Genomic DNA, 12,461 nt, shown 5'->3' on the forward strand with positions numbered 1-12,461 from the left:
CGACAGCGAATGGGCGGTGGGCACGGGCATCTCCTTTCGGGGCAAGCCTATAGCCCCCCAGAGTTTAACGCGCAACTAAATTCCGCACTTTTCTTTGATCGTGTTTGAAAATAACGATGAACCAGATGAAAGGGGAAAACATGCCACAGCTGCCCTCGCGCGAAATGGTCGAAGGCCCCGCGCGCGCGCCTGCCCGGGCGATGCTGAAAGCCGCGGGCTATGACCGGGAAGCGCTTGAAAAGCCGCTGATCGCGGTCGTTCACAGCTGGTCGACCGTCACCCCGTGCAACATGCATCTGCGAGGCCTGGCCGAACATGCCCGTGCCGGCATCGCCGAGGCGGGCGGCACCCCGTTCGAGTTCAACACCATCGTCGTCACCGATGGCATCGCGATGGGCACGCGCGGGATGCGCGCCTCGCTCATCAGCCGCGAGGTGATCGCCGATTCGGCCGAACTCGCGCTGCGTGGCCATTCGATGGACGGGGTGGTGTTCATTGTCGGCTGCGACAAGACGATCCCCGCCGCCGCGATGGCCGCCGCCCGGCTCGATCTGCCCTCGGTGATCCTTTATGGCGGCTCGATCTTGCCGGGCCGGGTCGGTGGCAAGGCGATCACCATTCAGGACGTGTTCGAGGCGGTAGGCGCGCATGGCGCGGGCACGATCGACGATGCCGCGCTCGAAGCGGTCGAGGCCGCCGCCTGCCCGGGCGCGGGAGCGTGCGGCGGGCAGTTCACCGCCAATACGATGGCGCTGGCGATGAGTTTCCTGGGGCTCTCCCCCATCGGCCTGAACGATGTGCCCGCGCCCGATCCCGCCAAGCCCGCCGCCGCGCGTGCCGCCGGGGCGCTCGCGGTAAAGGCGGTGCGCGAGGGGTTGAACGCGCGGCGCTTCATCACGCCCGCCAGCCTGCGTAACGCCGCCGTCGCGGGCACGGCGACGGCGGGGTCGACCAACTTGATCCTCCATTTGCTCGCCATCGCGCGCGAGGCGGGGGTGGAAGGGTTCGAGCTCGATCTGTTCGATGCCGTTTCGCGCGAAACGCCGGTGATCGCCGATCTGAAGCCCGGCGGGCGCTTCATGGCGCCCGATATGAGCGCGGCGGGCGGCACCGCCTTGCTCGGGCGGCGGCTGATGGAAGCCGGGCTGATCCAGGACGCGCCGACGATCGGCGGCGGCACGCTGTTCGAAGCGTTCGCGGGCGCCGCCGAAACGCCGGGGCAGGAGGTGATCCGCACCGCCGCCGATCCCGTGAAGGCGCGCGGCGGCTTCGGCATCTGCCATGGCAATCTGGCGCCCGAAGGGTGCGTGGTAAAGCTCGCTGGGCACGGTGCGTTGCGCTTCGTGGGGCCGGCGCGGGTGTTCGATGGCGAGGAGGCTGCGTTCGCTGCGGTTCAGGCCGGGGCCATCCAGGCGGGCGACGTGGTGGTGATCCGCTATGAAGGCCCGGTCGGCGGGCCTGGGATGCGCGAAATGCTGCAGGTGACCGCCGCGATCCAGGGGCGCGGGCTGGGGGACTCGGTCGCGCTCGTTACCGATGGGCGCTTCTCAGGGGCGACCTATGGCTTCATGGTCGGCCATGTCGCGCCCGAGGCGGCGCGCGGCGGCCCGCTGGCGCGGCTGCGGGATGGCGACCAGGTGGTGATCGATGTCGAGGCGCGGCGGATCGAAACCGATGCCGATCTCGCCGCGCGCCCGCTGCCCGATTGGCAGCCTTCGGCCGAGGCGACCGGAGCGTTCGCCAAATATGCGAAGCTGGTCGGCTCGGCGGCGCAAGGCGCGGTGACGTTGTAGCCCGGCGTTCCGGGGGTCAGGCGACCCCCGGCGGCAACGTCTCCAACTCGCCCTCGTGCACCTCGACCCGGCCTTGCCCAAGATGGCTCGCCCCGCGGCTATAGGCGAAATAGACGAGGATGCCGATTACCGCCCAGATGGTGAACACCACCACCGCCTGCCAGGGCAGGTTGGCGAACAGGAAAATGCAGCCGGCGATCGTCGCCGGGCCGATCAGCCACAGCGCCGGCGTGCGGAACTTGCGCGGCTGGTCGGCGGCGGTGCGGCGGAGCACCATCACCGCGATGGCGACCATCATGAAGGCATAGAGCGTCCCCGCATTGGCCCAGTCCGCCAGCTGGCCAACCGGGAAGAACGCCGCCGCGAGCGCAGTCGCGACGCCAGTGAAGGCGGTCACGATATGCGGCGTCTTCCACTTGGGATGAACGCGGGCGAGCGCGGCCGGCAGCATTCCGTCGCGCGCCATCACGAAGAAGATGCGCGTCTGGCCGAACAGCAGGATCAGGATGACCGAGGGCAGCGCGATGAACGCGGCATAGCCCAGCAGATTGCCGACCGTGCCGAAGCCGATCACGCGCAGCACATGCGCCAGCGCTTCGTTGGAGCAGACCAGCGCCTGCGCATGTTCCGGCAGCGCGCACTGCCGGGCGAGTTCGGGCGATCCGGCGGCGAGCGGGGTGCCGTCGACACCCATGATCGGCTGGCCGCCGATCGTGCCGATCGCGCCGGCGGCGACGATGATGTAGAACACGGTGCAGAACAGCAGCGATCCGATCAGCCCGATCGGCACGTTGCGCTGCGGGTTGCGAGTCTCTTCGGCGGCGGTCGAAACCGCGTCGAAGCCCACATAGGCGAAGAAGATCGTCGCCGCCGCGCCGACCGCACCGACACCCTTGCCCAGATCACCGAACACACCGGCGGGCAGGAAGGGGCTGAATTCGGCGCTGTTCACCTTGGGCAGAGTGAGCACGATGAAGGCGGTGAGCGCGGTCACCTTGATCGCGACGAGGATCGCGTTCACCCGCGCGCTTTCGGTCGTGCCGATCATCAGCAGCCAGGTGACGAGCAGTGCGATGCCGGCGGCGGGCAAATTGACCAATCCGCCCTCGGCGCCGCCCAACACCACCGGCCCGGCGGTGGCCCAGGCGGGCAGGACGATCCCGAGCGAACTTTTGAGCACCGTCCCCGTCAAATAGCCCGACCAGCCGACGCACACCGCCGAGGCGGCGACCGCATATTCGAGCACCAGCGCCCAGCCGACCGTCCAGGCAAGGAACTCGCCCATCGTCGCATAGGTATAGGTATAGGCCGATCCCGCCACCGGGATCATCGCCGCGATCTCGGCATAGCAGAGCGCCGCCACGATGCAGATCGCGCCGGCGATCGCGAAGGCGAGCATCAGCCCCGGCCCCGCTTTCTGCGCGCCGGCGGCGGTCAGCACGAAAATGCCGGTGCCGATCACGCAGCCGATGCCGAACAACGTCAGCTGGAACGCGCCCAGCGAGCGATGCAGCGATTTGCGTTCGGCGGTTGCCAAAATGGCCTGCAGGGGTTTCACCCGGCCAAAGATCATCGAACTCTCCCTAAGCGGCGCGCGTCCCCCGCGCGGCCATCTCCGGCGCCAGACCCTAAAGCCAAATCAGGCCGGCACAATCCTTAATGTGAAAGGCTTGTGACGGCTCAGCGCGCCAGCATTGGCCCCAGCGGCCGGCCGGCGAAAACATGGACATGCAGGTGCGGCACCTCCTGATGCCCGTCGCGCCCGATATTGGCGAGCAGGCGATAGCCGGGCGCGACCAGCCCCGCCGCGCGCGCGACCAGCCCCACCGCGCGGACGAAGCCCGCGATCTCGGCATCGCTCGCCCGGGCGGAGAAATCGTCCCAGCTGACATAAGCCCCCTTGGGGATCACCAGAATATGCGTCGGCGCCTGGGGGTTGATGTCGTGAAAGGCGAGGGCGTGCTCGTCCTCATACACCTTGTTGGCGGGAATCTCGCCGCGCAGGATGCGCGCGAAAATATTGCCCTCTTCATAGGGCTGGGTGGCGTCAATCGGCATCGTTCCTCCGCGCGGCTTTTTCGGCCAGCCCCGACAGCCCCTCGCGCCGGGTGAGTTCGGCGCGGACATCGTCGAGGCTCAACCCCATATCGGCGAGCAGCACCAGCAAGTGGAACAGCAGATCGGCCGCCTCGCCGGTGAGCGCGGCGCGATCATCCTGCACCGCGGCGATCGCGGCCTCGACCGCTTCCTCGCCCAGCTTCTGCGCGATCTTGGCGCGGCCCTTGGCGAACAGCCGCGCGACATAGGAAGCGTCGGGCGCGGCGGCGCGGCGCTCGCGGATCACCGCTTCGAGCCGGTCGAGCGCGTCCATCGTCATTCCCCGCGCTCGCGGCGCTTGGCGAAGCGGCGGCGCAGCGCGATGCGCACCGCCGCGACCGCGATCACCGCGACCGCGAACAGCACCACGTCGGACAGTTCCGGCCCGGTGCGCTGGCGCACGACCCCCGAATGCGCGGCGACGAGAGCGGCCGTCATCCTCACACGTCCAGATTGGCGACGCTCAGCGCATTGTCCTGGATGAACTCGCGCCGGGGCTCGACCACGTCACCCATCAGCCGGGTGAAGATTTCGTCGGCCATGTCCGCCTGCTGCACTTCGACGCGCAGCATCGAGCGGTTGGCGGGGTCGAGCGTGGTTTCCCACAGCTGCTCGGCGTTCATCTCGCCCAGCCCCTTGTAGCGCTGGATCGAGAGGCCCTTGCGTCCCGCCGCGAGCACCGCGTCGAGCAATTCGCTCGGCCGGGTGATCCGTGCCTCGCCCTTGGCGAGCGGGGCGGGGGCGCCCTCCTCGCTCTCGGCGGGTTCGGGCTCCGCCGCCGCCGCGCCCTTGGCCGAGACCAGCTTGCCGGCGACCGCGAACGCCTCCGCCAATTCGCCCGCCAGCGCGTGGAGCTTGCGCGCTTCGGCGGAGACGAGGAACGCCGCTTCGATGATGTGATGATCGGTCACCCCGCGCCAGCGCCGCTGGAAGTGAAGCGCGCCTTCCGCGCCGGCTTGCGCCGACCAGGTCGCCTCGGGATCCCCCAGATCGAGCCGGGCGACGGCAGCCGCGAGCGCTTCGGTCCGCGTCCCCGCCGGATCGAGCGCGCCGGCAAGCGCCAGCGCCTCGACGATTGCGGGATCATAGCGGCGCGGCACATAGCGCATCAGCGTGCGCAGCCGCCGCGCCTGTTCGACCAGCGCGCGCAGATCGGCGCCCGATCGCTGCCCGCCCGCGCCCTCGAACACGCTTTGCCCGACGCCATGCTCGACCAGATAATCATCGAGCGCGCCATCGTCCTTCAGATACACTTCGCTGCGCCCGCGCGACGCCTTGTAGAGCGGCGGCTGGGCGATGAAGAGATGCCCCGCCTCGATGATCTCGGGCATCTGGCGGTAGAAGAAGGTGAGCAACAGCGTGCGGATATGCGCGCCGTCGACATCGGCGTCGGTCATGATCACGATCTTGTGGTAGCGCAGCTTCGCCAGGTTGAACTCCTCGCGGCCGATGCCGGTGCCCATCGCCTGGATCAGCGCGATGATTTCCTTGGACGAGAGCATCCGGTCGGTGCGCGCGCGCTCGACATTCAGGATCTTGCCGCGGATCGGCAGGATCGCCTGATATTCGCTGTCGCGCCCCGATTTGGCCGAGCCGCCCGCCGAATCGCCTTCCACGATGAACAGCTCGGCCTTGGACGGATCGCGCTCGCGGCAATCGTGGAGCTTGCCTGGCAGCCCGCCGAGCGAATCCATCACGCCCTTGCGCCGGGTGAGCTCGCGCGCCTTCTTCGCCGCCTCGCGCGCGGCGGCGGCGTCGATCACCTTCTGGACGATCGCGCGGCCATGCGCGGGGTTCTCCTCAAGCCATTCGGCGAGCTTGTCCGCCATCAGGCTTTCGAGCGGCTGGCGGACTTCGGAGGAGACGAGCTTGTCCTTGGTCTGGCTGCTGAACTTGGGGTCCGGCAGCTTGACCGAGACGATCGCGGTGAGCCCTTCGCGCATGTCATCGCCCGTCAGGCTCACCTTCTCCTTCTTCAGCAGCCCCGAGCGGTCGGCATAATTGTTGAGCGTGCGCGTCAGCGCCGCGCGGAAGGCGGCGAGGTGCGTGCCGCCGTCGCGCTGCGGGATGTTGTTGGTGAAGCAGAGGACGTTTTCGTAATAGCTGTCATTCCATTCCAGCGCGACGTCGATCGTCACATCCTCACGCGTGCCGGTGATCGCGATCGGATCGGGCACCAGCGGCTGCTTGGTGCGATCGAGCCACTTCACGAAGGCGGCGATCCCGCCCTCGTAATAAAGCTCGACGGTCTTCTGCTCCTCGTGCCGCGCATCGGTGAGGAACAGGCGCACGCCCGAATTGAGGAAGGCCAGCTCGCGGTAACGATGTTCGAGCTTGTCGAAATCGAACTCGGTGATCTTGAAGGTGGCGGGGCTCGGCAGGAAGGTGACGCGGGTGCCGCGCTTGTCCCCCGCCGCGCCGACCACTTTCAGCGGCGCTTCGGCGTCACCGTGGCGGAAGCGCATGAAATGCTCCTCGCCATCGCGCCAGATCGTCAGATCGAGCCATTCGCTGAGCGCGTTGACCACCGAGACGCCAACGCCGTGCAGCCCACCCGAAACCTTATAGGCGTTGTCGTCCGACGTGTTCTCGAACTTACCGCCGGCGTGGAGCTGGGTCATGATCACTTCGGCCGCCGACACGCCCTCTTCGGGGTGGATGCCGGTCGGGATGCCACGGCCATTGTCGGTGACGCTGACCGAGCCATCGGGGTTCAGCGTGATGTCGATCCGGTCGCAATGCCCGGCGAGCGCCTCGTCGATGGCGTTGTCGGACACTTCGAACACCATGTGGTGCAGCCCCGAGCCATCGTCGGTGTCGCCGATGTACATGCCGGGACGCTTCCGAACCGCGTCGAGCCCTTTCAGGACCTTGATCGACTCGGCGCCATAATCATTGCTGTTGGGGGTGCTTGCCATAGCAAGCCTATAGGAAAAGCGGGGGGAGAAGGCAAAGGGCGTGGCGCTTTCGGGTTCTGAAACTGGCGGATTAGTGGCGGGGTTTTTGGTTCACGCGGAGGCGCGGAGACGCGGAGGATTTTGGGGCCTCCGGCTTTCGTCCCGGCGCCGCAGGCGCCTTTAAGGCGGTTGGAAAGGCGCTTCGCTCTGCTCACCAGCGCTGCCTCCCTCCGCGCCTCCGCGTCTCCGCGTGAACCAAAATCGCTCGAAGCAGCGAGCAGGCTTCAGAACGGGGAGGCCCCAGCTTTCGCTGGGGCGACGGCTTGCCCCTTAGCGTGTAAGGCCAACCCGATGACCTATCTCCACCTCGGCGCCGGTGATTGCGTCGCCACTCTGGAACCCGCCCCTGCCGCGCCGATCTGGCGCTGGTGGGGGCCGGGCGCGCCGCCTGGCGATCTGCCCGCGCTCGCGACGCTGCGCCCGCCCGCCGGCTTCTCGCTCGACGCGCCGGTGCCGCTGACCCTGGTGCCCGAATATGGCACCGGCTGGTTCGGCCCCGCCGCCTTGCGCGCGCACCGCGAAGGGCGAGATTTCGCGCCCCGCTGGCATCACGAGGCGACCGAGCGACAGGGCGACACGATCACCGTCACGCTCGCCGATCCCGCGACCCGGCTCCGCCTCACCCAGCGGCTCGCCTTTGCCGATGGCGTGCTGCGGCTGTCGGCGACGCTCGCCAACAATGGCGGCCCGCTCGATCTCGAATGGCTCGCCGCTGGCACGCTGCCGCTGCCGCCGAGCGCGGCGCGGATCAAGAGCTTCACCGGGCGCCACAATGACGAGTTCGTGCCGCATGAGGAACCGATGCCCGCGCACGAGTGGCGGCGCGAGACCGGGCGCGGCCTCACCGGCCATGGCGGCCCGCCCGGGCTGTTCGTGCTGGGCGAGGGGGCGGGCTGGCACGCTGGGCCGGTGTACGCGGCGCAGCTCGCGTGGAGCGGCAATAGCCGGCTGATCGTCGCCCGCGCGGACAATGGCTGGCTGCTTCAGGCGGGCGAGGCACTGGCGCCGGGCGAGGTGCGGCTGGCGCCGGGCGAAAGCCATGCGACCCCCGAGCTGATCGCGACCTGCTCGGCGGCGGGCCTGAACGGCGCGCTCCAGGCGTTCCACGCGAGCGTCCGCGCCGCCGGCCCGGTGCTCCGGCCGCGCCCGGTGCATTTCAATAGCTGGGAGGGCCTCTATTTCGATCAGGACGAGGCGAAGCTGATCGCGCTCGCCGAGCGGGCCGCGGCGCTGGGGGTGGAGCGGTTCGTGCTCGACGATGGCTGGTTCCTCGGCCGGCGCAGCGACCGCGCGGGGCTGGGGGACTGGCGGGTCGATCCGGCGAAATATCCGCGCGGGCTCCAGCCGCTCGCCGAACGGGTGACCGCGCTTGGCATGGAATTCGGGCTGTGGGTCGAGCCCGAGATGGTGAACCCCGACAGCGATCTCTACCGCGCCCACCCCGATTGGGTACTCCGCCTGCCCGGCGTGCCCGAATTGACCGCGCGCAACCAGCTCGTGCTCGATCTTGGCCGGCCCGAGGTGCGCGAGCATCTGTTCGAAGCGATCGACGCGCTGCTCCGCGCGCTGCCGATCGCTTATTTGAAATGGGACCATAACCGCGATCTCGCCCCCGCCGGCGGCGCTGACGGACGGCCCGGCTACCGCGCGCAACTGCTCGGCGCTTATGCGTTGATCGATCGGCTGCGCGCGGCGCATCCCGCGCTCGAGATCGAGGCGTGCGCGGGTGGCGGCGGCCGGATCGACGCGGGAATCGCCCAGCGCGCCCATCGCTTCTGGACGAGCGACAATCTCGACGCCGTGTCGCGCGCGCGGCTCCAGCGCGGTTTCCTGCACTTCATGCCGCCCGAGCGGATGGGTGCGCATGTCGGCGCGGCGCCGTCGCACGCCACCGGGCGCACTCAGGCGATGGCGTTCCGCGCGGCGGCCGCGCTGCCCGGGCATTTCGGGGTGGAACTCGATCCGGCGGCGCTCGACCCCGGCGACGCCGCGACACTGCGCGCCGCGATCGCGCGCTACAAGGCGTGGCGCGATCGGTTCCACGGCGGGCGGGTATGGCTCGGCGAGGGGCCGGACGGGCTGCTCTGGCAGGCGCACGGCCAGGCCGACGCGCTGCTGCTCCAGGTCACCCGCCTCGCCCCACCGCACGAACGCTTTCCGCCCTCGCTGCCGCTGCCGATGCTAGGCGCGGGGCGCTACCATGCGAGGCTGCTCGATCTGGCGAGCGGCCGCCTTCCGTCGCAGCCGGATTGGACCGAGCGGCTGCGCGGTGGCGTCGTGCTGGACGGCGACTGGCTGCGGCAGGCCGGACTCCCCCTCCCGGCGCTGGGCGCGGAAAGCGTCGCGCTGTTCGAGCTGGTTCGGCCTTAGGCCCGGCCGCGCCGCGTTGCGCCTGTCCGGCTCTTCCCCTAGAGCGGCCCGCGAGCGGGGACAGCAGGGAGAGACATCGTGATCAAACCGTTGCGCAAAGCGGTATTCCCCGTCGGCGGGCTCGGCACGCGCTTCCTGCCCGCGACCAAGGCGATGCCCAAGGAAATGCTGCCGGTGGTCGATCGGCCGCTGATCCAATATGCGGTCGACGAGGCGATCGAGGCCGGCATCGAGCAGATGATCTTCGTCACCGGCCGCGGCAAGTCGGCGATCGAGGACCATTTCGACATCGCCTATGAGCTCGAGACGACGATGATCGCGCGCGGCAAGTCGCTCGATCTGCTGCACCAGACGCGGCTCGCACCCGGCGCCGTCGCCTATGTCCGCCAGCAGGAGCCGATGGGGCTGGGCCATGCGGTGTGGTGCGCGCGCGACATCGTTGGCGATGAGCCGTTCGCGGTGCTCCTGGCCGACGATTTCATGGTCGGCGCGCTCGGCCAGCCGGGGTGCCTCAAGCAGATGGTCGAGGCCTATAACCGTACCGGCGGCAATCTGATCTGCGCGCAGGAGGTGCCCGCCGAGCAGACCGATAAGTACGGGATCGTCACCCCCGGTGCGCGGGACGGCGCGCTCACCGAAGTGAGGGGGCTGGTCGAAAAGCCCAAGGCGGGCACCGCGCCCTCGAACCTAGCGGTGATCGGCCGCTACATCCTTCAGCCCGAGGTGATGCGCGTGCTCGAAACCCAGGAAAAGGGCGCGGGCGGCGAAATCCAGCTGACCGACGCGATGGCGCGGATGATCGGCGACCAGCCGTTCCACGCCGTCACCTTCACCGGCACGCGCTATGATTGCGGCGACAAGGCGGGCTTCGTTCAGGCGACGATCGCGCTCGCGTTGCAGCATGGTGAAATCGGCCCCAAGATACGCGCTTTCCTGGAAGCGCAGGGCTAGGTCCCGCCGGACTCGCGGACGAACAAGGGGAAGTTGATGCGGATCACGATGATTGGTTCGGGCTATGTCGGCTTGGTCTCCGGCGCCTGTTTCTCCGATTTCGGGCATCAGGTGACGTGCGTCGACAAGGATGCGGGAAAGATCGACGCGCTGAAGGCCGGCAAGATGCCGATCTATGAGCCCGGCCTCGATCAGCTGGTCGCCGGCAATGTCGCGGCGGGGCGGCTGACCTTCACCACCGAACTCGCGCCCGCGGTCGACGGGGCCGACGCGATCTTCATCGCGGTCGGCACGCCCTCGCGGCGCGGCGACGGCCATGCCGACCTGACCTATGTGTTCGAGGCGACCCGGGAAATCGCCGCCGCGATCACCGGCCCCACGGTCGTCGTCACCAAATCGACCGTGCCCGTCGGCACCGGCGACAAGGTGGAGGCGATCCTGCGCGAACTGCGCCCCGAGGCCGAGGTGGCGGTCGTTTCCAACCCCGAATTCCTGCGCGAAGGCGCCGCGATCGGCGATTTCAAGCGCCCCGACCGCATCGTGATCGGCGCCGAGGACGAGCGTGCCCAGGCGGTGATGCGCGAAATCTATCGCCCGCTTTACCTGAACGAGAGCCCCATCCTGTTCACCGGCCGGCGCACCGCCGAACTCATCAAATACGCCGCCAATGCGTTCTTGGCGACCAAGATCACCTTCATCAACGAGATCGCCGATCTGTGCGAGGTGGTCGGCGCCAATGTTCAGGACGTGTCGCGCGGGATCGGGCTCGACAAGCGGATCGGCGCCAAGTTCCTGCACGCCGGGCCGGGTTATGGCGGCTCGTGCTTCCCCAAGGACACGCTCGCGCTGCTCAAGACCGCCGAGGATCACGAATCGCCGGTGCGCATCGTCGAGGCGGTGGTGAAAGTGAATGACAGCCGCAAGCGCGCGATGGGGCGCAAGGTGATCGCCGCGCTGGGAGGCGAGGCGGCGGCGAAGGGCAAGACCGTCGCGCTGCTCGGCCTCACCTTCAAACCCAATACCGACGATATGCGCGACGCGCCGTCGATCGCGATCGTCCAGAGCCTGATCGACGCGGGCGTGACGGTGCGCGCCTTCGATCCTGAAGGCATGGCCGCGGCCAAGGCGCTGATGCCCGAAATCGAACTGGCCGAAGATGCCTATCACGCCGCGCGCGGTGCCGACGCGGTGGCGATCGTGACCGAGTGGGACGTGTTCCGCGCGCTCGATCTGAAGCGGCTCGGCGCGGGCATGGCGGCCCCGGTGATGGTCGATCTGCGCAACATCTATCCGCCGGTCGAAGCCGAGCGCGCGGGTTTTCGCTACAGCTCGATCGGGCGGTGAGGGCGGGCCGATCGCGCGGCGTTGGGCCATCCCGATCGCCAGCGCGAGGCGCGGCCTCGATTATCGCTGGCTCGACGTGATGGCCGAGGCGCTCTGGGCGGTGAACGCCTATCGCGCCTGGGGTTTCGCCGAGATCGGCCGCCAGCAGTTCGACAACGCGCCGCGTGGCGACCTGCGCGAGATGATCGTGATGGCACTGAACCTTTGAGCGTCGCTCACCGCGCGAGCAGCGGTCGCCACCAGGCTTCGTTGGCGAGATACCAGTGGAGCGTTTCGGCGAAGCCCTGCGCGAAGGTGCGTTCGGGGGCATAGCCGAGCTCGGCGCGTGCCTTGCGCTCGTCGATTGCGTAGCGGCGGTCGTGGCCCTTGCGGTCCTCGACGAAGGTCTTGAGGCTCGCCGAGGGCTTGCCTTGGGCGGCGGGCGCCTCCGGAAAGCGCGTGGCGAGCGCCGGGTCGGCGGCGAAGGCGGCGTCGACCTGGGCGCAGATCGCGTCGATCACCGCCATGTTGGGCAATTCCTGCCCGCCACCGATATTATAGGTCTCCCCCGGCACGCCGCGCGCGAGCGCGAGCGCGATGCCGCGGCAATGATCCTCGACATGCAACCAGTCGCGCCGGTTCATGCCATCGCCATAGATCGGCAGCGGCCGCCCGTGCAGGCAGTTGAGCAGGAACAGCGGGATCAGCTTTTCGGGGAATTGATAAGGCCCGTAATTGTTCGAACAGTTGGTCGTCGTCACCTGCAGCCCGAAGGTGTGGTGATAGGCGCGGACCAGATGGTCGGAGCCCGCCTTCGATGCCGAATAGGGCGAGTTGGGCGCGTAGGGCGTGATCTCGCTGAACGCGGGATCGTCCTCCGCGAGCGAGCCATAGACTGAGCAGCCCCCACCGGGTGGTCCGGGTATATAGTTAGTGCATTGTCGTCTCCGCCGCCATTGCCGGTCGGAGG

General features: G+C 68.6%; 11 protein-coding genes. 5 read left to right on the forward strand and 6 right to left on the reverse strand.

The window, feature by feature from the left end; translation table 11 throughout:
• Positions 1–140 precede the first annotated feature (140 nt).
• A complete protein-coding gene (locus tag K2X73_RS01430; protein WP_294107883.1) occupies positions 141–1,793 on the forward strand; it encodes a dihydroxy-acid dehydratase in 1,653 nt (550 codons plus the stop codon).
• Positions 1,794–1,809: 16 nt separating this feature from the next.
• Here the strand turns inward: K2X73_RS01430 and K2X73_RS01435 are convergent, their stop codons facing one another.
• The 5 genes from K2X73_RS01435 to gyrB all read right to left on the reverse strand — a co-directional run bounded on the left by K2X73_RS01435 (position 1,810) and on the right by gyrB (position 6,808).
• Entirely contained in the window at positions 1,810–3,366 is a 1,557-nt protein-coding gene (locus K2X73_RS01435) for an amino acid permease (protein ID WP_294107885.1), read from the reverse strand.
• 107 nt (positions 3,367–3,473) lie between these two features.
• Positions 3,474–3,851 (reverse strand): histidine triad nucleotide-binding protein, encoded by a 378-nt coding sequence (locus K2X73_RS01440; protein ID WP_294107886.1) that lies wholly within the window; start codon positions 3,849–3,851, stop codon positions 3,474–3,476.
• Complete coding sequence (locus tag K2X73_RS01445) at positions 3,841–4,170, reverse strand: phosphoribosyl-ATP diphosphatase (RefSeq protein WP_294107887.1); 330 nt, start codon at positions 4,168–4,170, stop codon at positions 3,841–3,843. The genes K2X73_RS01440 and K2X73_RS01445 overlap by 11 nt, the downstream gene beginning before the upstream one ends.
• The gene (locus tag K2X73_RS01450) at positions 4,167–4,328 is read right to left on the reverse strand and encodes a hypothetical protein (protein ID WP_294107889.1); all 162 of its coding nucleotides are present in this window, start codon (positions 4,326–4,328) and stop codon (positions 4,167–4,169) included. Before K2X73_RS01450 ends, K2X73_RS01445 begins: the two co-directional genes overlap by 4 nt.
• 2 nt (positions 4,329–4,330) lie before the next feature.
• Positions 4,331–6,808: a DNA topoisomerase (ATP-hydrolyzing) subunit B gene (gene gyrB, locus K2X73_RS01455; protein ID WP_294107891.1), complete on the reverse strand. Its 2,478-nt coding sequence runs from the start codon at positions 6,806–6,808 to the stop codon at positions 4,331–4,333.
• 330 nt (positions 6,809–7,138) lie between these two features.
• Here gyrB and K2X73_RS01460 point away from each other — a divergent pair, with 330 nt between their 5' ends.
• The 4 genes from K2X73_RS01460 to K2X73_RS01475 all read left to right on the forward strand — a co-directional run bounded on the left by K2X73_RS01460 (position 7,139) and on the right by K2X73_RS01475 (position 11,720).
• On the forward strand, positions 7,139–9,217 hold the full coding sequence (locus K2X73_RS01460; RefSeq protein ID WP_294107893.1) for an alpha-galactosidase: 2,079 nt from the start codon (positions 7,139–7,141) through the stop codon (positions 9,215–9,217).
• A gap of 75 nt (positions 9,218–9,292) precedes the next feature.
• A complete protein-coding gene (gene galU, locus K2X73_RS01465) occupies positions 9,293–10,168 on the forward strand; it encodes a UTP--glucose-1-phosphate uridylyltransferase GalU (protein ID WP_294107906.1) in 876 nt (291 codons plus the stop codon).
• A 36-nt stretch (positions 10,169–10,204) separates the two neighbouring features.
• Positions 10,205–11,512: a UDP-glucose/GDP-mannose dehydrogenase family protein gene (locus K2X73_RS01470; protein WP_294107894.1), complete on the forward strand. Its 1,308-nt coding sequence runs from the start codon at positions 10,205–10,207 to the stop codon at positions 11,510–11,512.
• A 79-nt stretch (positions 11,513–11,591) separates the two neighbouring features.
• Positions 11,592–11,720: a hypothetical protein gene (locus K2X73_RS01475; RefSeq protein ID WP_294107896.1), complete on the forward strand. Its 129-nt coding sequence runs from the start codon at positions 11,592–11,594 to the stop codon at positions 11,718–11,720.
• 7 nt (positions 11,721–11,727) lie between these two features.
• On the opposite strand, the gene K2X73_RS01480 is transcribed toward K2X73_RS01475, so the two are convergent.
• The coding region (locus tag K2X73_RS01480; RefSeq protein ID WP_294107898.1) for a GDP-mannose 4,6-dehydratase at positions 11,728–12,461 on the reverse strand (734 nt) is incomplete at its 5' end.

This window comes from Sphingomonas sp., assembly GCF_019746665.1.
GTDB lineage: Bacteria > Pseudomonadota > Alphaproteobacteria > Sphingomonadales > Sphingomonadaceae > Sphingomonas.